25 protein-coding genes are annotated in these 25,601 nt (G+C 32.7%); 3 read left to right on the forward strand and 22 right to left on the reverse strand.

The annotated features are described in order from the left end of the window. Positions 1-246: 246 nt before the first annotated feature. Together NK213_RS08945 and NK213_RS08950 are read right to left on the reverse strand one after the other, a co-directional pair. Positions 247-681, reverse strand: coding sequence for a hypothetical protein (locus tag NK213_RS08945; RefSeq protein WP_253348610.1), 435 nt, complete (start codon positions 679-681; stop codon positions 247-249). A gap of 86 nt (positions 682-767) precedes the next feature. Further along, positions 768-1,211: an N-acetyltransferase gene (locus NK213_RS08950; RefSeq protein WP_253348611.1), complete on the reverse strand. Its 444-nt coding sequence runs from the start codon at positions 1,209-1,211 to the stop codon at positions 768-770. Between the two features lie 185 nt (positions 1,212-1,396). Between NK213_RS08950 and NK213_RS08955 the strand changes: the two genes are divergently transcribed. Then, positions 1,397-1,891 (forward strand): DUF4189 domain-containing protein, encoded by a 495-nt coding sequence (locus NK213_RS08955; protein WP_253348612.1) that lies wholly within the window; start codon positions 1,397-1,399, stop codon positions 1,889-1,891. A gap of 100 nt (positions 1,892-1,991) precedes the next feature. Here NK213_RS08955 and NK213_RS08960 read toward each other — a convergent pair whose 3' ends face one another. The 6 genes from NK213_RS08960 to NK213_RS08985 all read right to left on the reverse strand — a co-directional run bounded on the left by NK213_RS08960 (position 1,992) and on the right by NK213_RS08985 (position 6,904). Continuing rightward, entirely contained in the window at positions 1,992-2,912 is a 921-nt protein-coding gene (locus NK213_RS08960) for a DMT family transporter (RefSeq protein WP_253348613.1), read from the reverse strand. A gap of 12 nt (positions 2,913-2,924) precedes the next feature. Then, positions 2,925-3,746: an AraC family transcriptional regulator gene (locus NK213_RS08965; RefSeq protein WP_253348614.1), complete on the reverse strand. Its 822-nt coding sequence runs from the start codon at positions 3,744-3,746 to the stop codon at positions 2,925-2,927. An 84-nt stretch (positions 3,747-3,830) separates the two neighbouring features. Further along, a complete protein-coding gene (locus NK213_RS08970) occupies positions 3,831-4,727 on the reverse strand; it encodes a GNAT family N-acetyltransferase (RefSeq protein WP_253348615.1) in 897 nt (298 codons plus the stop codon). A gap of 30 nt (positions 4,728-4,757) precedes the next feature. Next, the gene (locus NK213_RS08975; RefSeq protein WP_253348616.1) at positions 4,758-5,135 is read right to left on the reverse strand and encodes a hypothetical protein; all 378 of its coding nucleotides are present in this window, start codon (positions 5,133-5,135) and stop codon (positions 4,758-4,760) included. Between the two features lie 172 nt (positions 5,136-5,307). After that, positions 5,308-5,520, reverse strand: a complete 213-nt coding sequence (locus NK213_RS08980) for a heavy-metal-associated domain-containing protein (RefSeq protein ID WP_012861208.1) — start codon at positions 5,518-5,520, stop codon at positions 5,308-5,310. A 208-nt stretch (positions 5,521-5,728) separates the two neighbouring features. After that, a complete protein-coding gene (locus NK213_RS08985; RefSeq protein WP_253348617.1) occupies positions 5,729-6,904 on the reverse strand; it encodes an iron-containing alcohol dehydrogenase in 1,176 nt (391 codons plus the stop codon). A 158-nt stretch (positions 6,905-7,062) separates the two neighbouring features. Between NK213_RS08985 and NK213_RS08990 the strand changes: the two genes are divergently transcribed. After that, positions 7,063-7,518, forward strand: a complete 456-nt coding sequence (locus NK213_RS08990) for a MerR family transcriptional regulator (protein WP_253348618.1) — start codon at positions 7,063-7,065, stop codon at positions 7,516-7,518. 212 nt (positions 7,519-7,730) lie between these two features. Here NK213_RS08990 and NK213_RS08995 read toward each other — a convergent pair whose 3' ends face one another. The 12 genes from NK213_RS08995 to NK213_RS09050 all read right to left on the reverse strand — a co-directional run bounded on the left by NK213_RS08995 (position 7,731) and on the right by NK213_RS09050 (position 22,105). Next, positions 7,731-9,191 (reverse strand): SpoIIE family protein phosphatase, encoded by a 1,461-nt coding sequence (locus tag NK213_RS08995; protein ID WP_253348619.1) that lies wholly within the window; start codon positions 9,189-9,191, stop codon positions 7,731-7,733. A 16-nt stretch (positions 9,192-9,207) separates the two neighbouring features. After that, on the reverse strand, positions 9,208-9,600 hold the full coding sequence (gene nusB, locus NK213_RS09000) for a transcription antitermination factor NusB (RefSeq protein ID WP_253348620.1): 393 nt from the start codon (positions 9,598-9,600) through the stop codon (positions 9,208-9,210). A gap of 12 nt (positions 9,601-9,612) precedes the next feature. Then, positions 9,613-10,284: an alkaline shock response membrane anchor protein AmaP gene (gene amaP / locus NK213_RS09005; protein ID WP_253348621.1), complete on the reverse strand. Its 672-nt coding sequence runs from the start codon at positions 10,282-10,284 to the stop codon at positions 9,613-9,615. A gap of 100 nt (positions 10,285-10,384) precedes the next feature. After that, positions 10,385-10,801 (reverse strand): Asp23/Gls24 family envelope stress response protein, encoded by a 417-nt coding sequence (locus NK213_RS09010; RefSeq protein WP_253348622.1) that lies wholly within the window; start codon positions 10,799-10,801, stop codon positions 10,385-10,387. Between the two features lie 18 nt (positions 10,802-10,819). Then, on the reverse strand, positions 10,820-12,166 hold the full coding sequence (gene accC / locus NK213_RS09015; protein ID WP_253348623.1) for an acetyl-CoA carboxylase biotin carboxylase subunit: 1,347 nt from the start codon (positions 12,164-12,166) through the stop codon (positions 10,820-10,822). A gap of 15 nt (positions 12,167-12,181) precedes the next feature. Beyond that, complete coding sequence (locus NK213_RS09020; RefSeq protein WP_253348624.1) at positions 12,182-12,577, reverse strand: biotin/lipoyl-containing protein; 396 nt, start codon at positions 12,575-12,577, stop codon at positions 12,182-12,184. A 202-nt stretch (positions 12,578-12,779) separates the two neighbouring features. Continuing rightward, positions 12,780-16,145: a DNA polymerase III subunit alpha gene (gene dnaE / locus NK213_RS09025; protein ID WP_253348632.1), complete on the reverse strand. Its 3,366-nt coding sequence runs from the start codon at positions 16,143-16,145 to the stop codon at positions 12,780-12,782. Between the two features lie 15 nt (positions 16,146-16,160). Then, a complete protein-coding gene (locus NK213_RS09030; RefSeq protein WP_253348625.1) occupies positions 16,161-16,949 on the reverse strand; it encodes an HAD family hydrolase in 789 nt (262 codons plus the stop codon). Positions 16,950-17,042: 93 nt separating this feature from the next. Next, positions 17,043-18,944 carry a hypothetical protein gene (locus NK213_RS09035; RefSeq protein WP_253348626.1) on the reverse strand — a complete coding sequence of 634 codons (1,902 nt, stop codon included), beginning with the start codon at positions 18,942-18,944 and terminating at the stop codon, positions 17,043-17,045. A 22-nt stretch (positions 18,945-18,966) separates the two neighbouring features. Further along, on the reverse strand, positions 18,967-19,566 hold the full coding sequence (locus NK213_RS09040) for a metallophosphoesterase (protein ID WP_253348627.1): 600 nt from the start codon (positions 19,564-19,566) through the stop codon (positions 18,967-18,969). A 168-nt stretch (positions 19,567-19,734) separates the two neighbouring features. Then, positions 19,735-20,616, reverse strand: coding sequence for a GTPase Era (gene era, locus NK213_RS09045; RefSeq protein WP_253348628.1), 882 nt, complete (start codon positions 20,614-20,616; stop codon positions 19,735-19,737). A gap of 184 nt (positions 20,617-20,800) precedes the next feature. Beyond that, a complete protein-coding gene (locus tag NK213_RS09050) occupies positions 20,801-22,105 on the reverse strand; it encodes a deoxyguanosinetriphosphate triphosphohydrolase family protein (RefSeq protein WP_253348629.1) in 1,305 nt (434 codons plus the stop codon). Between the two features lie 304 nt (positions 22,106-22,409). On the opposite strand from NK213_RS09050, the gene NK213_RS09055 reads away from it, so the two are divergent. Further along, a complete protein-coding gene (locus NK213_RS09055) occupies positions 22,410-24,008 on the forward strand; it encodes an oleate hydratase (RefSeq protein ID WP_253348630.1) in 1,599 nt (532 codons plus the stop codon). Between the two features lie 135 nt (positions 24,009-24,143). On the opposite strand, the gene NK213_RS09060 is transcribed toward NK213_RS09055, so the two are convergent. Next, positions 24,144-24,422 (reverse strand): GNAT family N-acetyltransferase, encoded by a 279-nt coding sequence (locus tag NK213_RS09060; protein ID WP_041310619.1) that lies wholly within the window; start codon positions 24,420-24,422, stop codon positions 24,144-24,146. A gap of 190 nt (positions 24,423-24,612) precedes the next feature. Further along, entirely contained in the window at positions 24,613-25,134 is a 522-nt protein-coding gene (locus NK213_RS09065) for a hypothetical protein (protein WP_253348631.1), read from the reverse strand. Positions 25,135-25,601: the final 467 nt, after the last annotated feature.

The following is a 25,601-nucleotide window of genomic DNA, read 5'->3' on the forward strand; positions in this document are numbered from 1 at the left end:
TTAGGGTCATTCTTTTTATAGCCCTAAAATATATATATTTCATAAAATAATAAAAGGTTACAAAAAGTGATAATGCCGTAAAGCAAAAAACAGAAAAATTAAAAAGGGCAAAATGCCCTTCTTCACAGTATCATAATTACTAAAAGCTCTGATTACACTGATAGAATTACTTCCAATACAGTAATTATGATTCTTTCTTAGCTTTACATTTCCGTAAAACTCTTTTTATTATATAAATTATCCGGATTAATGCATATCAAACCAAATACCATAAAGCATCAGATAAGAAACCAAAATACCCATAATTTTTATAATTTTATGTGCTTTATTCAAATTTTCCTTACTGCCTAATTCCTCTAAGTTTTCCCCTACATGCTCATTTTGAGTATTGTACTTTTTATGAAACCGAACCTGTCCGGTAAAAAGCATATACATTCCATATGGTATCCCGAGTATGCCAAGCACTACCCAAATTGTCATTGTTACAGCAATAATAATCATAAAGCTGTCTCTCTCTATATGTAAATCTAAAGTTTTAACAGCAATCCCCACTCCATATGGAACTACTATAGATAAAATAAATAAAACCACGCCTCTCTTTAAGTTTATTAATTTATCACTATATATCGCTATTGTTGTTATAATCAGAGTGATTATAAAAAAAATTATTTTTACAGCCATGATGTATTCTCCTAATCTTTCTAATGTTTTATAAATATGCTACACTTTAATATTATACACAAGCAGCAATTAAATCTGCCTTTCACCTATTTAGCCAAAATTACCAGTCCGTCTATTACATTAAATCCGTTTTTCTCATAGAATTTCTGTGCCGGATACCCTGCTTCCGTATTTAAAATTATAGCGTTCATTCCCTTTTTTTCTATATCCTCTTCAATCTCCCGTATAAACCAGCTTCCTATACCGCTGCCCTGCATTTCATAACTCACGCAGAACTCATCAATGTAATACTCTGTTCCATTAATCCACGGCTTTTTAAAACCAACACTTAAAGCAACAACTTTATCACCCAGCATTGCTGCGTAACCTGTAAAATAATTATTTCCAAAATGATTATTAAAAAAATCAACTACCTGCTCTCTGGATTCATACACATCATTCCACGGCTCTTTAGTAAATGTATTAATAAATAAATCAACATAACTGTCTATCATATTTTTCTTCATTTCCAATAAGATTATATTTTTCATATCAATACTCCCATTCCAAATTACTAAAAAGTATAACATAATTATACTGCTTTGACAATTTTAGGTTTTTTATTTAATCCATGCAGCATTTACTGCTTAAAATATGTAATTTGATTTTTTTTACTAAATAAACTATAATTGACTTATATTCAATGTCGAATAAATAAAATCAAAGGAGATCAAATATGAGAAAATTATTGTTATTTACATTAGTCTTATTTGGAATCTTGAGTGTACAATCTTTAGCATGGAATTACGGATGCGGAGAAAATATCCCGCCTGATGTGTGCGGTGCAAGCAATGGCGGTAACAGCAGCGGTGATTCATGGATTATAACGCCGACTATAGGAGCAGTTGCTATAGACCCTGACACAGGAAAATGGGCAAGTATTTCCAATACTACAGATAGAAAAGCGGCTAAAAACAGTGTATTGGAACGTTGTGGTGCTGACTGCAAAGTTATTATGGTAGACAGCAAAAGATGTGTTGGTGTTGCTTATTCCAAAGGCGATAAAGCTTTCGGCTCTGACTCTGCTACAGATAATATCGGCGGAATCGGTTATAATACACGTGTACAGAGATCTAATGAAAAAGCACTGAAAAAATGTGAGAAAAGCGGCGGAAAAAGCTGTAAAGTAATAGTAAATGTCTGTGCTGTAGAAGGAACCACTAAATATTGACTTATTTGATAAATTTACTATATATGAAAAAGAACCTGACTGTAGTTTTTCAGCCGGGTTCTTTTTTATAATATCGTTTCTGCTCTAATCGTTCCAAAACTTATTCTTCCGCTTTTCCAAAATACTTTACTTTCTTAAAATTTATTTTATTTTCTGAAATCAACAGTCCCGCAAACGTAATAATCACTCCACATACAGAAACAACAGTAAGTTTTTCTCCCAAAACTGCCGCCGCACTCAAAACTGTAACTATCGGTACTATATAAATATACACGCTTGTTTTTACGGCACCGAGTATATTAACAGCTGTATTCCATGCTGCAAAACACAAAGCCGAAGCCCCGGCTCCCAAAAATATAATATTAAATAAATTTACCGGATCTGCAAATCTGATAAATTCCCATTTAAAATCAGACATTAGTATAGCTGGAATCATAAAAAACAATCCGTAAAAAAATACACGCTTTGTACTTTCCAGATTACTATATCCGAATTTACTGGCTTTTTTCATTAGTATAGAGTAAAGCGACCAGAAAAATGCTGCAAGTAAAGCTAAAAAATCTCCCATTGGATTCAAATTCAAATTAACCATTCCGTTAAAGGATATAAGTGCTATCCCTGCCAAAGCTATAACAAAACCAATGAAAAAACTCGCATCAGGTTTTTCTTCATCTGAAAAATAAAACGATAAAATCCCTGTAAAAAACGGTGACAATGATACGATTACTCCCGCATTGGAAGCTGTAGTATGCAGCAATGCTATATTTTCCATAAGAAAATACATTGTTATTCCGCAGAATCCCGCGGCTGCGAATATAAATTCCTGCCTTACATTTTTCACTGATATTTTATGCGGACATAGTATAAAAAGAACAGTGAATCCTATAATAAAACGAAAAAACAATATTTCCACAGGAGCAAAACTTCTTAATAATATTTTAGTTGAAGTAAAAGTTGTTCCCCATACCAATATTGCAGTTAATGCAAAAAGATGTCCCGATATTTCTTTTTTTGTTCTCATTTTTCTCTCCTGTCAAATACTTTCTTTATATAATTTTTGATACTGTTTTGGTGTAAGCCCGATAAGGCTCTTAAAAAATCTTGTAAAATGGCTCTGATCAGAAAAACCTGTATTCAAAGCTGTTTCTGCCGGTGTACTGCCTTCTTCCAGATATATTCTGGCTTTCTCTATCCTGATTGTTTCCAAATACTGATAAGGTGTTAAACCATGTATTTTATTAAAATTTCTAAGCAGAGTAAACTTATTCTGTCCTGCTATTTTGCTGAAATCATCAAGTGACAGCTTCTGGCAGTAATTATTCTCCATATATCTGCATAAACGTCTTATTTCGGCTGTTGCTGTTATTTCATCATTTTGGTCCTGTTCTGTATATTTTTCAAATAACTTTTCAATAATTTTATAAAATACTGCCCTTCTTGTTTCGCTGCTCTCTGAGCCGATAACAATCATGCTGTGCAGTTCTTTCAGCAGAGATAGTATTTCATCATCTGAAAAAACTGTTTTTGAAAATACCGGCAGATAATCGTAACCATAGATTTTTTCCACAGCTTCCTTCATTACTTCTTTTTTTATATTAATGCACCGCCAGTCAAGTGCCTCGTCATTAACCTGCAAGCATGTATGACTGTCAAAAGGATTCAACACCACCATATCTCCCGGATTTATTATATAATCTTTATTTTTGCAGTACAAACGACGCTGTCCGTTTTCTACAAAACCTATAACGTAATATTCATGAAAATGATTAGGAAATTTCTGCATTATTCCATAAAACCAGTAAGCTTCTGCTTCCAGTTCCCTGTCCAAATATACCCGGCGCTTTTCAAGTCCCATTTTTTCTCCTTCCATTTACATTGAATATATAATAAAGTAAAAATTTTTTATTGAATAATATTGACTTTTTACCTTTTTCTTATTTTAGGTATGAGATAAATCAGGAAATTTCAGTTTATTGCTGTCAAAAATAATTTTATCTCTGCTGTAAACAAACAACACATTATCTCTGTCAGTTTTCAGCACATTCTGATAATGACTACCCTCATATGCAAACCCCAGCACGGCTTTTTCTGTTTCAGCTAAAGACATTATGTCTATAATATTATCCAAGTCAATTTTCTTGGAAGAAAAAACATCATATAAATAAAGTACATTTCCGTCATATTCAGCAATAACAATAATATCAAGATTTTCGATATAATACACAAAATTTTTCATAAAAAGCGTACAGTAAAACATAACAAGCTCAGGATTTCCCAGCATTGATACTTTGAATAAAGGTATACTGTCTCTGACTTTTCTGTATAAAAACTCTTTATTTTCTGAATTATTCATATCAAGTCTTTTTACTTGAGCATTCGTTTTCAAATAACTTATATCCTTAGAATAATTATATTCTTTAGCTTCCCTAAATCCCATTTTCGGATAAAAATCAAGAACACTTTTATTGGCAAAAAGATATATCAGATCACACTCTGACTCTATCTCCTTTATTACCCTTTCCATAAGATAACGGCTCAATCCCTGATTTCTGTATTTCTTATCAGTCATAACAGTTCCTATCTGCACATAATTTTTCTCTTCTCCCAAAATAGAAAACTTTATCTTATTCACAGAAACATTAGAAACTGCAGTTCCTTCATCGAACAATGTATAAGGTATGTGCTTTTCTCCCCAGTATCCGTTCTGATACCATGCTTCAAAACTAAATCCATATGTTTTCTCAGTTAATTTATTATACTCTTCCCGCAGTTCATTGTCTTCCCTGTAATCTTTTGCAAAACCGTATTTCTTCCCGTTTATAAATAAATATTCCATCTTATTCCCTCACTATAGCCGTATTTTCAGCTATTCTCCATTATTAATAAGCCTTTTTACACTTTCGTTATGCCACGGATATGGTATTACATATTTGTTTATCTTATATTTTAATTTTTTACCATCAGAAAAATTTATAATCAATGTATGACTAAGAAGCCCTTTTTTCAGTTCAAACCCGTCTATTTCATCAAAAATTTTCAAAACCACAGGATTTTTATCCTCCAAAGCTCCCAAAACCGTCACAGGCAGCATAACTATACAGTTTTTTCCTGTTCCGAATATCTGCATATCTGCAAAACCTGTTAACTTTGATAATTTATATCCAAATATAAAATTATTATAATTATTTTCAATATTATATTTTTTCAAAATTTCTTCCAATGTTTCCATTGTTATTTTAGCCATTCACACAACCTCCCTGAATAATTTTCTATCTGATTTTATTTTCTCATGTATAATCGTATCTATTTTATAATAACATTTTACTATTCTTTTTAGAAGAAAAGAATTATTTATTTTTGTATTTAAAAAAAGCCCGAAGGGCCTTTTAATGTATGTTAACTGTACTATCAAAATACTAAATTATTTCTGTAACAGTATAATGTCCTGAACTGGTAATAATATTTTCTATCAACTCATTATCAACATCTCTTGATAATTCAAGCGAAACAATACCTTCCGCAGGATTGATTTCCACCTTTTCTGTTTCTGTAAGACCCTTTAGTGCATTTTCTATTTTTGATGTGCACCCTGAACAACAAATTCCATTTATTTTAATAGATTTTTTCATTATCTGTCTCCTTTATTTTGAAATAAAAATATTATAACATACAAACTATTTTTTTGTAAGGGAATTTTTCTGCATTATTTCAAACTGCTCTAAAGGATTTCTCACAAAAACAGGGATTTTTTCTTATCTAACTCTGCGATTTCTCCGTTATAAACCATATTTCATCTGATTGTAGTGTTCCGTCACCTGAATTTCAATACTTTATTTACTATTGTGCTTTCATACTTTCTTCTAAAATACCAACAATTTCATCATGATTAAGCACTTTATAACCGCCCTCAAGAATAAAAGAACCTTTTGCAATGCCGTCCAACATATCTTCTGTAGCGCCTAATTCTTTGATACTCATTGTAAGTCCTATTTCTTTCATCCATTTCTCCATGCATGCAAGCCCTTCCAAAGCAACCTGTTCGTCACTTCTACCTTCAGGATTTACATTCCATACATTTACGGCAAAACGTTTGAATTTTGCAAGACCATACGGCATAATATGCTTATAATAAGGAATTGATATTGCTGAAAGTGTCATTCCGTGTGTTGCATCAGTATATCCTCCTATAGACTGCCCGATCATATGCACCATCCAGTCAGTAGATTTCCCTTTTGCAACAAGTGTATTTAATGCCCATGTTGCGATCCACATAATATTACTTCTTGCTTCATAATCTTCAGGATTTTCCACAGAAATTTTTGAAGAATGAATAAGTGATTTTAACAGACCCTCCATAAGATAATCTGATGTATTATCATCTTCACCTGAAAAGTATTGCTCAAGAATATGAGACATAATATCGAAGAATCCAGCAACCATTTGATATTGCGGCAAAGTAAATGTATAAACCGGATTCAAAACAGCAAATTTTGGAAATACATTTTCGCCGAATACATGACCGATTTTTAACTTACTTTCAGGGTTTGTAATAACAGAACCGCCGTTCATTTCAGAACCTGTTCCCACCATTGTCAAAACAGAACCTACAGGAATGATTTTATTATCCACATCTTCCATACGTAAAAAATATTTATCCCAAGGATCTTCATCACTGTAGACAGAAACAGATACAGCTTTTGCATAATCACAGACAGAACCGCCGCCCACTGCTAAAATAAGATCAACATTACCTTCTTTTGCTCTTCTGCATCCTTCGTATAATTTTTCTACAGTAGGATTAGGCATAACTCCGTCATCTTCAAAAATCTCTTTGTTATTAGCTTTCAAAATTTTTACGACTTCATCATAAATACCATTTTTTTTAATTGATCCTCCGCCGTAAACCAGTAATACATTCTTTCCGTATTTTGGCAGTTCTTCATTCAGACCATTTAAAGAGTCTTTCCCAAAATATAATTTTGTTGGATTTGAATAAGTAAAATTCCCTAACATATTATCTTTCCTCCTAATTTTTTAATTTATTAAATCTTTACTATTTGAAGCATTTACTTAAATATGCTACAATATTTTCAACTTAATTCAATTGTACAACTTAAAGTTAACTTTAAGTCAACAAAAATTTTTATTATTTGTGTAAGGAGATAATTTATATGTTATATAGTATAGGGGAAATGTCGAAAATGATGAATATAGCACCTTCAACACTTCGTTATTATGATAAGGAAGGACTGCTTCCATTTGTAAAGCGTTCTGACGGCGGCATCCGCCAATTCGGCGAATCGGACTTTGAATGGCTTTCCATTATACACTGCTTAAAACAGGCGGGAATGCCCATAAAAGATATAAAAAAGTATCTTGATATGATAACAGAGGGTGATTCAAACATTGGGAAACGTCTGGAGATTTTTAAAAAACAGCGTGCCAAAGTGGAGAAACAAATTGAGGAGTTAACACAGACTCTCAGAGTTCTTGAGTATAAATGCTGGTATTATGAAATTGCGAAAGAAAAGGGGTCTGTTGACCCTGTGGAGAATATGAATATTGAAGATATGCCTGAAAAATACGGACAGGTTAAAGAAAAACTGAACAGCCTGAAACTAAAGTAATATTTATCCGGAAATTCAGCTGATAATCAGAACATAATTCATGTAAAAAGTAAGTTCTAATGAACGGATTACATTTTGAAACCTGAAATTGAATCTCTCAATATTGTAAAATAAGTGTAACTGTCTGAGTATCTGAGCATACTTCTGCAATTACACTTTTTTAGCAATAAAAAATAAGCCCTAAAGCCTATTTTCTATTAAAGTTATGTAAATCAATCTCTTTCAATCAGCAGAAAAGTCAAATCATCCTCCAGCTTTTCACTTTCTGTGAATTTATATAATTCTCCCAGAATAATATCAAGTATATTATCAGAATTTTTACTTTTCAAAAGTATATCTTTTATTCTTTCAATCCCGAAAAACTCTCCGGCATTATTTCTCGCCTCTACTATTCCGTCTGTATACAGAAGAAGTTTATCTCCTTTATTAAAATCAGTGGTTTTCTCCTCAAAATTCACAATATCAGGAAAATCAATTTTTGAAAATAAGCCCAGTACCTGACCTTCTGTATTAAGTTCTTCTATTTCATCAGTATGCCCTCTCAGAAGAAAGGCACTTTCCTGTGCTGCTTTACAAAATTTCATTTTATGATTATAAAAATCTATCATTAAGTAAAACAAACTAATAAACTTACCTCTCGGAAAAACTCTTATTACATCTTCATTAAGTGTTTCTGTGAGTTTAGCTGTATCTGTTATATCATATCCATAGTTAAGAATATACACTTTAAGCATAGTTGACAATAACGAAGCCGGTATTCCATGCCCTGATATATCTGCGAACGCCACTGCAAAATTATTCTCGTCAACCTCCAGAATATCACAAAAATCTCCGCCTATATCCTGTGAAGGTTTATAAATGTATCTGATACGGTATTCCCCAAAATGAAGATCATTTTTAGGCATAAGGCTTTTCTGTATTTCAGAAGCAAGTGTAAGCTCTTTCTCAAGATTATTATAAAGTATAGTCAGCTCTTTTTCCCTTTTTTGAATCTCTCTGAAAAGTCTTGCATTTTCCTTTACCAGCTCTGACTCCACAGCTACTCTCTTTACAGCATTACTAATTTCTTCCCTTTTAAAAGGCTTTCTCACTATTTCATTTACACCAAGTCTTATAGTAGTCAGTGCCTGTTCCAGATCACTGTCATTGGAAAGAAGAATTATAGGTATATTTTTATCTAAATGCTTTATCCTTTTTATTACTTCAAAAAAATTCTTTTTCTCATCTTTATACTCAAGAATTACCACATCTTCATCTATTTTCTTTTTCATAAGAAAATCTTTTGATGAATATTCAGTTACGTTAAATCTGTCATTTGTAAGAATATTGGTAATGAGTTCTTTTACGAACTGTTCATTATTAACATTAGCAACTTTAAATTTTATGAACCTTTTCAGATTTTCGTATTCTTTATAAGTATTGAAAATAGAGAAATATTTATTATACTTTTCAAGAAGAAGCTTTTTAAATGAAGCTTCGTCTCCCACAATGAAAATTACCGGTCTCTTGCGTAAAACGGCCTCTCTTTGTATAAATAACATAAAATACAAAATTTGGGGATTAATAAAATTATCCCCAAAATCAATTAATATATTATCATTTGTCTCTTTTTCAAAAAGAGTAAAAATTTCACTCTTTGAAGTTTCTATATCTTTAAATATCACTATTTCCATATTTTTCTCCGATAATTCAGCTCACCAGATCTGCAAGTATTCCGTTTATGAAATCCGGTGTTTTATCTTCACCATATTTTTTAGCCAGTTCCACTGTTTCATTAATAACTATCTCATGTCCGGTACCTGCTTCTGTTATTTCATAAAATGACATTTTCAGAAGCGTCTTCTCCACAGTTCCCAATCTATCAAAGGACCAGCCGACAAGCTTGGATTTTATTTTATCTTCGATACTTTCTTTATGTTCGGTAACATTCTTTATGTATTCTCTCATAAATTCAATATCTTCTTCTTTGGTAATGTCATTTTCCTCAAGAACTTCTGCCAGTCTCATATCCATGTCATTATCCACAAGTTCTCTTTCAAACAACAGTTTAAATATCTCTTCCCTAAGCTTTCTTCTACCCATTTCGGTCCTTTCTTATTTTGTTTCCTGTAAGTTAATCTCTTTATTTTCTTTCTCTTCTTCTTCTTTCATTCCTGAAATTTTCAGTGTAGACTCAAATTCTGGTTTTTCTTTATAGTCCAGTATTTTAGTATCTGTATTTTCAGCATAGAAAGTATAAATTTCCTGATTTTGTATAAGTTTTTTTATCTTAAAGTATGATTTTTTCAGCTCTACCCCGGTAGAATTAAAAAGATACTCCACCAGTTCATTTTGCAGCTCCTGAAGCCTGCTGTTCAAGTCTTTTATTGAGTATAATTCCAAAACTGCATGTATTACCACGCCACGCCCTTTTTGAGCTGTTTTGGTCTTTATTGATTTTATAAACTTCTGGGCTCCGAGATACTCCTTTACCAGATTGTTTATAGTTTTATATGTTACGGTAATTTCACCGCTTTTACTTTTTATTACTTTATTTTCAGAGTACTTTGTCAGTTTGTGGACAAAATATAAAACGAAAATTATGAGATACACTACTATTAATAATACTAAAATTATTATTACCTGCGGATCAGATAAATCTATTCTTCTCTGCACCGCTTCGAGATATCCCGTTTTCATTACTACATCTGACAGACCCATTGTTACTATAATAAGACTTCCTGATATTATCGATAACCAAGCTAAAAATACTAAAAATGTTATCATTTTTGCCTCCTTAAGCTACGCTTTGTCTAATTCATATCCAATATTAATATAACAAAGTGTTTCTACATTGCCGTGATTTGTTATCCTAAAGCACAGGTTTCTATAATTCGCTTTCATCCACTATTTCTTCAGCATCCAAAGGTTTTACATCTGAATTTTCCAATTTTGGAGTATCAGCTTTTACTATTTTCTGAATATATACATTTACTTCCTGTACTTTTAATCCAGTCATTTCAGTAATTGCCTTAACTACTCTTTTCTGTATTTCTCCCGCAAGTGCCGGAAGCTGGAATCCCATTGTTGCTATTACATATAAATCTATTGTACATTCAGTTTCTCCTACTTCTACCTCAATTCCTTTATTACCCGAAGATGAAACAGATTTAAAAAATTTCGTAAATTCATTTTTAGGCTCTGCACCTGCTAAACTGTATACCCCTTCTACGTCTGAAGCAACTGAACTTGCTATTGTAGCTACTACTTCCGAAGAAATGCTTATATTTCCTAAATCATTCATATTTGTTCCTCCTAAATTTTAATTATTAAAATGTGTTTCAATAAAGTTAGTAAATATCTCCCCGCTTTCGAAATCCTCATTGTCAAGGACTTTCAGATGAAACGGTATTGTAGTGTCTATTCCTTCAATTATAAACTCCTGAAGCGCTCTCTTCATTCTAATGATAGCTTCTTCTCTGGTATTTCCCCATACGATAAGCTTAGCAATCATAGAATCATAGTAAGGCGGTATATCATATCCCTGATAAGAATGTGAATCCACTCTTACACCTGCCCCTCCTGAAGTTATGTAAGTCTCAAGAGTTCCCACAGAAGGAAGAAAGTTGCTTTCCGGATCTTCTGCATTTATTCTGCACTCTATTGCATGTCCTTTTATCTCTATATCTCTTTGTGTGAAACTCAGTTTTTCTCCTGCTGCTACTCTTATCTGCTCTTTTATCAGATCTACTCTTGTTATTTCTTCAGAAATAGTGTGTTCCACCTGTATTCTCGTATTCATTTCCATAAAATAGAAATTCCCTTTTTTATCCACAAGGAATTCCAATGTTCCCACGCTGTCATACTTTATCCCTTTGGCAAGTGCTACAGCTGTTTTCCCCATTTTTTCCCTTATGCTTTTGTTTATTCCTGCAGAAGGTGCCTCCTCTATAAGCTTTTGGTGTCTTCTTTGTATAGAACAGTCTCTTTCTCCAAGATGAACTACATTACCGAATTTATCCCCGATAATCTGGATTTCCACGTGTCTTGGTTCCTCTACGTATTTTTCTATATATACATCAGGATTTCCAAATGCTGCCTGTGCTTCTGTCTGAGCGGCAACCATGTTTTCTTCCAGTTCCTTTTCGTTTCTGGCTATTCTCATCCCTTTTCCTCCGCCTCCGGCAGTTGCTTTTATGATAACAGGATAAGTTATTTCCTTTTTAGCAAGAATCTTAGCTTCTTTAATGTCTTTTATTATTCCGTCAGAACCTTTCGTAATAGGCACTTTATGTGCTATAGCCGTGGCTCTGGCTGTTGCCTTATCCCCCATTTGACTGATAACTTCAGGACTTGGTCCTATGAATACTATATTATTTTCAGCACATATTTTAGCGAATCCTGCATTTTCTGCAAGAAATCCATATCCGGGATGTATCCCTTCAGATTCTGTTACAAGTGCCGCCGAAATTATATTTGGTATTTTCAGATATGATTCTGAAGCACTCGCAGGCCCTATACATACAGCCTCATCAGCAAGTTTCACATGTAATGAATCCTTATCCGCCTCTGAATACACTGCTACTGTTTTAATCCCAAGTTCCCTAGCTGCCCTGATAATCCTAACAGCAATCTCTCCTCTATTGGCAACTAATATCTTTTTAAACATTTTTCCTCCTAATAATTATTCACTTATCTCAATCTCAAATAAATTTTTCCCGTAATCTACAATTGATTGATCTGCTACAAAAATTTCAGTAAGTATTCCGCTCACCGGAGCTTTTATATCTGTTGTTACCCCTATTGTTTCTATTGTAGCAAGTTTCGTTCCAGCTTTTACTTCCATTTCTTTTTCAATATTTAAAAATTTTATTTTCCCAACATTTTTAGATTTTACTATTTCTTTTGCCGGTTCAGGCTCTTCAAGAAAAACAACTTTTTCCTGAACACTCTGGAAATTCGTATTCGGACTCTTGGTATTTTTCAGATGCAGTTTTTCTGCCCCGATATTTACCTTAATTTCTCCCAGGTCTTCTTCCTTTATAAGTTTCATTAACTCCTTTATTTCTTTTAATTCCATTTCTCCTCCTGCAAAAAATCTTTATATAATTTTACCACACAGTCGTTCTTTTTGCAATCTAATAGTTAAACTGGCTGTTTGAACAGCTAATTCTCACACAAAACTGTTTAATATTTATGCTTTTTATCTTTAATTTTTCTGTAAATTTTGTCAGACTTAGATTACTCTATACACATTTTATCATTATTTTACAAAATATATACTACTTTATTTTTATTTTTTTATAATCAAGAAGTTCCGAAAGCTCTTCAATGAACTTGCTTGTAATACTTACCCTGTATTTTTCGCTTAATTTTATTATCTCTTTTTTGCCGGCTTCATTTACTGCGAAGTAAACCTGATTTGTCCCTTTATTTTCAGTTATGATTTTTTTTACCTGAACCATTTTGCCTTTTGTTTCTTCGTCTATTAGTATATAAAGCTTTAATTTACGATTCTCGTCTATATCCTTCAATGAATTTATACTGGTCATATTAACATTAAGTCTTCCGATGTTATCTGATGATACTGTTCCTTCCGCTATTACCACATTCCCGTCAAATATTTCATGGCTGAAATTTATATAATCTCTCGGAAAACATACGACTTCCGTCTTTGTGCCGTAATCCTCAATAAAGAATCTTGCCATAGGTTCCCCGGTTTTTTTGGTAATCATTTTCTTTATATCTTTTACCAGCCCTATTACCCTTACTCTTTTGCCCTGTTTCAAATTATCCATACGGCTTTTGTCTATTGTATCCATAAGAATTTTGTAATTATCGAGGGGATGCTTAGATAGATATACACCCAAAAATTCCTTTTCTTTTTCCAAAAGAAGGCCTTCACTGTATTCCTCCGACTTCTCTATAGAAAATATCCCTATTTTCTGAGACTTTCCTCCAAATAATATCATCTGAAGATCTTCCTCGGAATTGAATTTTTTCTCACACCATTCCAAAACTTTATCTATTGATAAAAACATCTCTTTTCTGTTATTGTGTATTTTATCAAGACTTCCTGAAAATACAAAAGCTTCCAGCTGTTTTTTATTAAGCCCTTCTTTTTTCAGCTTATACACAAAATCTTCATAAGAATCAAATTTCTCGTTCTTTCTTACCTCTATAACCTTTTTTACTATATTTATCCCTACATGCTTTATAGCCAGAAGCCCGAAACGTATTCCGTCTTTTTCAGCAAGAAATTCATATGCTGACAGATTCACGTCAGGAAGAAGCACTTTCACTCCCTTATCCCTTGCTTCATTTATAAAAAGCGAGAGCCTGTCTATATTATACATTTCCGTGGACATTGTGGCAGCAAAAAACTCTTTAAAATAATTAGTTTTCAGATATGCCGTCCAGTAAGCCACAAGTGCGTAAGCCACAGAGTGCGACTTTGGAAATCCGTATCCGGAAAATTTATCTATGAGATTAAATATCTCTTCTGCCTTATCAGGAGTAATATTATTTTCCACAGCTCTTTTTATAAATATTTCTCTGTTTTGAGCCATTAACTCGGGAATTTTTTTCCCCATTGCACGCCGGAGGCTGTCCCCTTCCCCCATAGTATAATTGGCAAGCACATTTACTATTTTCAAAACCTGTTCCTGATAAAGTATTACCCCGTATGTCTCACTTAAGACATCTATTAATGCATCATGGGGATATTTTATTGCGGCACCTTCATTTTTACTTGCTATAAAGTCATCCACCATTCCGCTCCGCAAAGGTCCCGGTCTGTACAAAGCCAGCAGTGCCACTATATCTTCGAACTTCTCTATTTTCATTTTCTGCATAAGTCTTCTGATACCGGGAGATTCACACTGAAATACCCCTAATGTATCTCCTGCTGTGAGCATTTTATACGTTTCTTCGTCATCAAGAGGTATATCGTCGAGTTCCATGACTTTTTCCTGTGTTACCCTTATATTCTCCATGGTTTTCCTCAGAATCGTAAGGTTTTTCAATCCCAGAAAATCCATCTTAAGTATTCCCAAATTTTCCAGTTCTTTCATCTGATACTGTGTAGACAGAAAAGAAGCCCGTCCGTCTGAATAAGTGGGTATTTCATCATCAAGAATATCTTTGGAAATAACCATTCCCGCGGCGTGAACCGATGCATGTCTTACTTTCCCCTCTAGTTTCAGGGAATAATCTATTACATCCCTTACCTCATTATCACTGTTATAAAGATCTTTTAACTCACGGACATTTTTCAATGCATCTTCCAGTTCTGAAAAATGCGGTATTAGTTTTGCCACTTTATCTACTTTTTTCAGGCTGATATCCAGAACTCTTCCTACATCCCTGATTGCCGCTCTGGCTTTTAAAGTACCAAAAGTAATTATATGTGCCACTTTTTCATGCCCGTATTTCTTTACTACGTAATCTATTACCTCTTCTCTCTGCTCCTGATCAAAGTCTATATCTATATCAGGCATTGAAATTCTTTCAGGATTCAGAAAACGTTCAAAGATCAGGTTATATTTTATTGGATCTACTTCTGTTATGTTCAGGGCATATGAAACTATGCTTCCTGCTGACGACCCCCTTCCGGGTCCCACATAGATACTGTTATCTTTTGCATATTTAATAAAATCCCAGACTATTATAAAATAACCGTTATAACCCATTTTATTTATTATATCAAGCTCATAATCCGCTCTTTCAGTAATTTTTTCCTCAAGAGGTTCTCCGTATTTCTTCCTAAGCCCGTCATACACAAGCTCTCTTATATACTCTGCCTCGCTTTTCCCTTCTGGAAGATCATATTCAGGGAACTTAAATTTATCAAACTCAAAAGTCACATTACATTCTCTTGCTATTTTCACACTGTTATCAATAGCTTTTTCATATCCTGAAAAATTTTCTTTCATCTGTTCTGCTGATTTCAAATAAAGATCATTATTTTTTAGTTCTGTATTTTCCGAATTTATTTTGGTTCCGTCTTTTATGGAGATCATTATTTTTTGCAGGACACTGTCGCCGAAATTAGGATAATATACATCATTGCTCGCCACATATTCCGCGTTGCATTCCTCTGCCATTTCTATATAAAGCTTTATCTTATCCTTTAGTCTCTCCGCGGCAGGCACTTCCACATAAAAGCTTTCGCCGAAATCCTGTACAAGCTTAGTAATTATATTCTTAAACTCGCTGTATTTATAAGTCAGTATTGACTCAGTCAGTTCGCTGTTTATCCCACCTGAGAGTATAAAAAGACCCTCAGAATATTTTTTTAATTCTTCATATCTTATTTTATTCCTGCTTCTGCTGAATCTGCTGAATGACAATGATGAAAGCTTACACAGATTCTTATAGCCTGTCTGGTTTCTTGCAAGCAGTGTCAGCGAAAATTCACCTTCGGAAAAAAAACCGTCCATAAATATTTCAAGCCCGATTATAGGCTTTATTCCCTTTTTAAAAGCCTTTTCATAAAATTCAACCACGCCGAACATAGCTGTGTCAGTCACAGCCAATTGCTTAATATTCAGTTTTTTCGCCCTGTCCAGATATTCTTCTATTTTGCCTACTCCCTCAAGAAGTGAATATTCTGTATGCAGTTTTAAATGTACAAACTCTTCTCTCATCATTCAATCACCAGTTTAGATCAATTTTTCCAAAATCTGTGCTACTCCGTCTTCGTTATTCGTTGCAATAATTTTTTCTTTATCAAATATTTCTTTGAGATTTTCAGGGGCATTTCCCATTAAGTAACCGTATTTCACATAACTGAGCATCTCTTTATCATTCCAGTGGTCTCCGAAAGCCATGGCATTTTCTCTGGAAATTCCGCTTTCTTCTAACACTTTTTTTACAGCACTTCCTTTATTTACACCATTTTGCAGAATCTCCATATAATACTCACTTGAAAATACATATTCCACTCCTGAAAGCCTTTTCTCAAGTATTTTTTTCATCTCTTCAAGCCTGTTATATTCTGCTACAAAGAGAGCCTTTGTGGATTTTTTCCCGACGAAATCGTCAAAATTTATAAGATTCCATTTGATATCTGTTAGGCTTGAATAATATTCTGCCTCTTTACCTGCATTTTCCACGTACCATTTATCATCTTTATATAAATTCAGGTGAATTTTATACTCACGTGATATCTCTATGAGCTTTTTTACTGTTTCTTCGTCAAGCGGTCTTTCTGAAAGCACTTCTTTTGTTTTCAGATTAATTATTCTTGCTCCGTTATAATTAATTGCCAGATCATCAAGACCTAGTTTTTCTACATATGAAGAGGCAGATTCCCAGCTTCTTCCTGTGGATACATATATGTTTATCTGTTTTTTCAGCTCTGTTATTACATCCAAAAGTCTTTTTGATATACTTTTGTCATCATGCAGAACTGTTCCGTCCAAGTCTAAAAATACCGATTTTACATCCATTTTTATTTTCTTCCTCCCGCATATTTAGTATCTTATTTATTTTATTGCCGCTAATATAAATATAACAATATCAACAGCTTATAATTACCAATCTTATCCATCAATACAAGATTCTATATTTTTGCAGTTATTCAAATAATCAAGAGCTATATCCAGAATATTCAAAAACAAAAAATCCGGTGATGCTGTTACTCCATGATTAAGTATTTTTGCATAAAAATCCAGAAAAGTCATATTTTCTTTCTCTTTGTCAAAGCTTCGCAAAATCTCTATTGTTTTATAATTCTTCACAATATATCCCGTATTGCCCAATGTTTTCATATTTCTTTCCAGATCAAAAATAAATTCTTTTTCTCCGATTATTTTCATTGCTTTTTCCAGTTTTATAAAAGTAGAATATATATTTATTCCGTTATATTTATAATAAATTTTCTCGAATTTCTGCATATTTTTCTTAGATGTAAATTTTTTCAGAAATTCTTCATATCTTTCATCTGTTAATATATCTGACACATTATCCGTTCTGAATTTTTTACCAAACCAGTTTAGTGAAAATATTGATTCTACCTCTTTTATTTTGGAATAATTCAGATTCTTTTTCTCTGACTCCAGTATTTTCTCATTTCTCAAAAGGTAAAAATATTCTTTCTCGATTGTGTAATAAACATCTACGGCTTTAGCCGGAGAAACTCCGCTTTCTATTATGCCGTCAATTATGCTTATATAGATTTCCACTATATAATTCAGTATGGTATTCTTCCAGTCAATAAGCCTTTCTTCCCCTTTATCGCCGTAATAATAATGAAGCCTTCTAAAATTATGTATTGATTCAAACAGCCTTTTCTCATTATCTGTATAAAGTTTCAGATATTTACTGTATTTTTCAGGAAGTTTTTTTACTTTTATCAAAAAATATTTAAGTATATGAACATAGACCTCTTCATACCACTTTTTCACAGCTTCGGCAAAATCATCAATTTTGTAAATTTCCTGAAAATTTTCTATCATTTCAAAAGTAAAGTCATTATATTCAAAGTCTATTCCTGTTATTTTCAAAAGGATTTCATTTCCTTTTATTTTTTCAGCTGACAGCTTCATCTCCCTGTCAGTTTTGTATAATTTTAAAAAATCATTTCTTCTTTCTTCATGAATAATACATTTATTAGCCAGTGAAATATCCTCATTTGTTTTTACCATATTTACAAAATCGATAACAGCGTAAAGATATCCCTGATCTCCCTGTTTTTCCCTGCTTATAAAATATTTATGATCCAGTACAAATATAAACAGATCATTTATATTAAAGCCTTCGTAATACTCTGTCATAGAATTAGACTCAAGAATACCCGTAATACTTCTGAAAATATCCCTGCGCCAATATCTTGCGGCTTCCTTATAAGTGCATTTTACGGATTTTTTTTCAAGAAGAAATTTTTGATATGATTTTATTTCGGTATCCAGTCTGTCGTATCTTCCAAGTTCTGTGAAAACAATATCCTGTATATCTGTTTCTTTTTCAAAAATAAATTTTTCCCTGTATACAAGATCTTCTGTATCTTCACCTGAAGGGAGAAATTCAGTAACTTCCGCCTCTATACTGGGATAATGCAGAAACTTCGCCACCGAAACACGGTGGTTTCCGTCATAAACATAGTAAGTATCTTTTATTTTATATAAAATTACAGGTGGCAGTGACTCTTCCTTCATACAGGCTACATAAATCTTTGTCCATCTTTCCTTTATTACTTCATTTTTCGGAACAAAATTTTTATCAAAATCCTTATATTTTTCCACGCTTCCTGCTATTTGATCCACTCTTACGTCCCTTATCCCGAGAATAGAACTATTATACGCCTGTTCCTGTTTCTGTACATTTTTAAAAGATTCCAGCCCGCTTTTTTGTTTATTTATACCAAATAGTCCTTTAGATGTCTTAATAAATTTCTTATATGCATTTTCTGCTTCTCTCTGTAAGTTTTCATTATACAGATCCATAACACATTACCTCTTTATTTCTTCATTTTTCAATCTCAAGCAGTTTATAACCAAAAACATTCATTATCCTCGTCTCACCCACATAAGTTTCCTGCACTGCAAGATAATTATGAAGATGCACATGACCATGAACCCACAGCTTCGGCTTAAACCATTTTATTACTTTATTAAATATCTTAAATCCCTCATGGACTTTCTCGTCAGTGTCATGTATACCTTTTGGCGAAGCATGAGACACCACAATATCAACTCCCCGCCATAAGCTGAAAATATTCTTTATCACCTTGCATGTCATCTGAAAATCCGTGTACTGATGTTCCTTGTGTGAATAAAGCTTTGAGCCGTCCAATCCGAAAATCCTCAGTCCCTTATACTTTAAAAACTTTCCGTCTATATTTTTCGCAAATGTAATGGGATGATCTTTATGATAAATATGATTACCATTTACATAAATCAGATCTTTATCCAGTGTGGATACAAGAAAATCTATATATCTGTTGGAGACATCACCTGCAGATATTATAAAATCAATATCCCTGAATTTATTTTTCATAGATTCCAGATTCATATTAGACAGGATATCTATGTCACTGACACATAAAATCTTATACTTTTTCTTCATCATTTCATTCCTTTTAACTTCCAGTATAGTTAAAACACGTTGCAATTACTGCTATTTTGATAATGAAAAATATTTTTATACAGAAAAAACGAAATTTCTGCTGCCGCATTCTGTCTGACTGATTAAACAATACAGAATAAAGTACAACATTAAAGTCTTTTTTGAATTTTACTCGTCATATCCAAGTTCTTTTAAAAAGTCTTTTTTCTTTCTCCAGTTTTTCTTTACTTTTACCCATAAATTCAAAAAGACTTTCTTTTCAAGAAGAGCTTCTATTTCAAGTCTTGCTTCACTTCCTACTTTTTTCAGCAGATTCCCGTCTTTTCCTATGATGATCCCCTTCTGCGAATCTCTTTCCACATAGATATTTATGTCGTATTTAGCTATTTTAGGAGTATTTTCTATATTTACTATCTCTATTGCTATACTGTGAGGTATCTCGTCTTTTGTATAAAATAAAAGTTTTTCCCTTACAATCTCTCTTATCATCTTATTTATGGAAATATCAGTATACATATCCTCAGGATAGTACCATACATCTGATGTGAGGTATTCCTGAAGCTCTCCGTATATTTTATGCATCCCTATTCCATATTCAGCTGCTATTGTAATAATCTTGTCAAAATCACCGAGTTTTTCCTTTATTTCTTCAAGTTTATCCTGTATCTCCTGATCACTCATTTTGTCAGTTTTGTTTATCACAAGTACCACGGGAGTATTTACCGCTTTTACATGATCATTTACAAATTCATCGCCTGTACTTATTTCCTGAGTACCATCGAGCAGAAACATTATCGCGTCTACTCCTTTTAATGTTTCCAAGGCTACATTTGTCATATGTTCACCCAGAAGATGTCTGGGTTTGTGAATTCCCGGAGTATCCATAAAAATATACTGGTTTTCCCCTTTATTCACTATACCTTTTATTCTGTCTCTTGTTGTTCCAGATTTATTTGAAACTATTGCTACCTTTTCCTCTATTAGTTTATTCATCATAGTAGACTTTCCTACATTTGGTCTTCCTACTATTGCTATGAATCCTGAACGCATATTACACCTCTTTATTTAATATATTAATTTTTTTCTGTTGACTTTTCTTATAAAACATTGCATAAACATCACTGAAAATAAGATTTTTCTTTCCTGTGTATGATTTTTATTATTTTTTATATTGTACCACATTAAAAACCACAGAATCAATAAAAACCGGAAAAGCCGAAATCTTATAAAAAACCTACTCCGCCCTTTCTTTATAGCTCATATAGACTTCATTCAGCTTATTTATGCCAAAGTATTTTTCATAAAGCTCAACAGTGTATAAATCCATCATTCCTGAAAGATAATCTATTATGTTACGTTCTTTATCTGATTTCCAGTTTATTCTGTATTCTTCTGGAAGTAAAATACCGTTTCTGTTAAACTTTTCATCCATAAATAATTCAAACAGGCTTCTTAGAATTATTTCTCCCCGTTTTTCATAAATCACAACATTACTTTCCCTGTTTATCAGCTTAAATATCAGTTTCTTTAATTCTGAAGCCAGATTTCCGTATTCGTTGAAATAAAGTCTTTTTACCCCGTTTTCCTCGACGCAGATAATATCCTGTATTAAATCATTTACTATATTGCCTCTTACATTTTTTCTGAAAATTTTGCTGTATTCCTCAGTTGTATTAGATTCTTCTGCCTCTTCATGAGCATTTTCAAAGACATTTTTTACAAGTTCGTATTCTCGCTCGCTCAAATTTTCTTTTTTCAGCTGATTCATAAACTCTCTGTCATTAAAAAATTTCAGATTCAAGGCATCCTCAAGGTCATGTCCTATATACGCTATTTCATCTGCAAGATCCATTATCTGTGCATCAAGTGTCATAGGCTTTATCCCAGTTTTATCCACAATAGACTTTATCACTTCATAATCATCAGCGTATAAGAATCTTTTCTGTCTCTCTGTATTTTTATTAAAAGACTTTACTATTGACAAAAGACTTCTTTTAGACAGATTCAAGCCTTGTATTCCGCCTTTTGCCCTTTCCAGTCTCGTTAATATACGTAATGTCTGAGCATTTCCTTCAAAACCTTCAAGACCGTTTTCCACTGCAAGCCTGTCAAGCACTGTCTCTCCGTAATGACCAAAAGGAGGATTTCCCAGATCATGAGCCAGCGAAGAAAATTCCAGAACATAGTTATCTTTTATGGAATAAAAATTATCATCCCCAAGCTCATCAGGAAAAATACTGATAAAATAATCTACTATTCCCCTTGCTATCTGTGACACCTCTATACTGTGCGTAAGCCTGTTTCTGTAATGTTCTGCATAATTAACATCCAGAAGCTGCATTTTCCCCTGAAGGCATCTGAACGAAGACGAATGTATAAGCCGTGCATAATCCTTTTGGTAAGGGTTTCTCTCTACTTTGCTTATTATTTTTTTCTTTTCGTTTTCGAGACGTTCTTCAAACACCGGCTTATTCAGCTCGGCATATTTTTCTTTCAGATACTTAAGCAGTTTCCCGTTATTTTCCGAAGTTCTCGGCATAAGTTCCCTCATTTCTTTATATAATAAAATTTTTTTATAATCTTAAATTTCTCTTTTATATTATAACATAAAATCACTTTATATGCTTTATTTCGGTAAACGCTTTTTTTCATACCGCAGAAACCATTTTTACATATCAAATACAGTTTTTTAAATAACATAATATTCTTTGATAAAACTTAGAGAAAACTAAGCTTTATTAAGATAAAAAATAACGTTGACTTTGATTTTTTTTCAGAGTATAATTTGTTAACAAAAAACATTTATATTCTTTTTAATCATATAATGACTGGAGGCAAATATTATGTCAGCAGAAAATGTGAGGAACAGAAAGGCGTATTTTATAGGAGGAGGTGTAGGTGCACTTTCCGGTGCGGTTTTTCTTATCAGAGACGGAAAGATGCCCGCAGAAAACATTCATATATATGAAAAACTAAATATAAGCGGCGGAAGTATGGACGGAAGCGGAAATGCAGATGACGGATATGTTATCAGGGGAGGACGTATGTTTGACTATGAGCAGTATCCCGCACTCTGGAATGTCCTTTCGGAAATACCGGCTATTTCCAATAAAAATATCTCAGTTTATGATGAAATAAAAGATTTTAATGAAAAAGTACAGACAAACGGCAAAGCCCGTCTTGTGGACAGAAACGCTCAGATAACCGATGTTTCTTCCATGGGTTTTGATGAAAGCGACAGAATATCACTTGTAAAACTTATGGTAAAATCTGAACATTCTCTTGAAGATATTACCATTGAAGACTTCTTTTCACCTCATTTTTTTACTACCAATTTCTGGTATATGTGGGCCACTACTTTTGCTTTTGAACCCTGGCACAGCGCTATAGAGTTCAAGAGATACCTGCATATTTTCATTCATGAATTTCCTAGAATAAATAATCTTTCCGGAGTAAAGCGTTCTCTTTATAATCAGTACGATTCTGTTATCCTCCCTATGGAATTATGGCTGAAAGAACAGGGTGTTGTTTTTGAATACGATTGTGAAGTAAAAGACATAGAATTTAATACCATTGAAAATAATGAAAAAAGCGTTTCAAAATTATACATTTCGCGAAACGGTACTAATGAAAACGTTAATATAAATCATGATGATATAGTCATAATTACAAACGGTTCCATGACAGCTGCCACTACGCTGGGAACTATGACATCCCCGCCTGTTTTTTCAAAGTCAAACCTTGGCACTTCATGGGAATTCTGGGAGAAGATATCTGCCGGAAAGCCTGAATTTGGTAATCCAAAAGTTTTTGACAGTGACATTGACCGGAGTTTCTGGGAGTCATTTACTGTAACATGTAATAAAGACAATAAATTCCTTGATATGATGGAAAAGTTTTCGGGTAATACACCGGGAACAGGTGCCTTAGTTACCCTGAAAGATTCAAACTGGCTTATGTCTATAGTTATAGCATATCAGCCGCATTTTCTGAATCAGCCTGAGGGGGTCACGGTTTTCTGGGGATATGGTCTGTTTCCAAACAGGGAAGGCGACTATATTAAGAAAAAAATGACAGAATGTACAGGAGAGGAAATACTTGCCGAACTTCTTCATCACTTGAAATTTGACGACTATATTCCGGAAATGATCAGTACATCGAATTGTATTCCTTGTATTCTTCCTTTTATCACCAGTCAGTTTATGCCGCGAAAAATTTCTGACAGACCCCGTGTAAGACCTGCGGGATATAAAAATCTTGCTTTTATCGGGCAGTTTGTGGAAATTCCCGAAGGTGTGGTATTTACCGTAGAGTATTCTGTGAGAACTGCTATGACTGCTGTTTATGACTTTCTGGAAATTGATAAGAAAATACCTGCTTATTTCAAAGGCGATAAGGATATAATGGTGTTGTTTGATTCATTTGTTACTATGCATAAATAATATATTAAATTAAATATTAAGGGTAAAAGAACTGCACGATCTTTTACCCTTTTTTTATTCCTAAATTCTGATTATAAATCAAACTGCATATAAAAAGAGCTGATTTCGCTGGCAGCTCTCCTGTGTTATAAATTTTTATTTCATTAAAACATCGTGAATATCATTATTCTTATCAAATATTAATTTTGCAAATGGGCATAAAGGCAGTATTTTCAGATTATTTTTTCTGGCAAAATCTACTCCTGCCATTACAAGGCTCTTCCCTACTCCTTTTCCTTCCGCCGGAATTTCTACTACAGTGTGGTCTATAATGAACTTGTCATCTCCTATCCATGTATAAGTCATATGTCCTAACATTTCGTTATTTTCCCATGCTTCAAACTGTTTCTGTTCTTTTTTGTGAATTATTTCCATAGATATTCATCCTCCGTCTTCTTTAAGTTACTCCGTTGTGTGGAATTTTTTGTATACTTTATTTATTTCTAATTTAAATATATTATAATATTATTTCCTTAGTTTTCTATTATTCTTTGAGTTTATTTTTACTAAATCTATATATTGAATTTTTATTTTATATTTTGATCACAAATGCCGGGAAATGATATCATTCACGTATAATCCCTTTTTGCAGTCCTGTAAAAAATTTTATTATTCCCTTCAAAGCTGTTTGATTTCTAGAATAGCTGAAATTTTCATAAACTATTTTCTTTTTTCCATTTTCAAATTCATATACTGCCGCTCCCTCAGCTGAATTTTTATCTCTTGTAATGTATACCCTTATTAATTTATTTTCTAACTTTAACATTTTCAAATAATTCTCTATTTTCACCATCAGGTTGTCTATAGATTCTTTTGTAATATCTTTATTTAAAGTTATTAATAAACTTCTATCCACATTCATATTTATATTTTTTTCATTTTGCCCGAATATATACAAATACCCCATTTCTTCATCAGAATATTTGAACCCTATATCTATTTTTTCTGTTGTTAAATATACTTCTTCTAATACAGGCATATTATTTAATATTTTAAGCAGCTCTTCTACATTCTTTATGTTTGAAATATTCGTGGAATAAACTACATTCTGCGGTTCAAAATAAAATATTTCAAGAAAATCCAGCAAAATGATTCCTAATATCAGACTAAAAAATATTTTTACTGCTAATTGAAACTTCTTTCCTTCTTTTCTAAATTTCAAAAATATTATAGTCAAAATTTCGATTAACAAAGTTATTAAATATGTGTATATTATGAATTTGTTCATCCGCTTGTTAAAATCACTATAAGCGGAAAATTTAATCAAATAGGCACTAAAACTAAAAACGAATAATAATAAATAGAAATTATACTTTTTCACTTTGAATACTACTAAAAAATAGAAAATCATCATAAATATGATATTAATAAATAGCATTATACCTGTAGTTTTATTAGAATAACCGTTAGATAACAGTACAATATTTTTCCCTAATAAAAAAAGAAAAAAATAATATATTACATTTTTCAACAATTGAGAGCCTGTGATAAAAAGTCTGTAAATAAAAAAATCTTTTTATGATAAACTAAAAACAGGAGGACTTTATTATGAAA

This window comes from Sebaldella sp. S0638 (assembly GCF_024158605.1).
GTDB lineage: Bacteria > Fusobacteriota > Fusobacteriia > Fusobacteriales > Leptotrichiaceae > Sebaldella.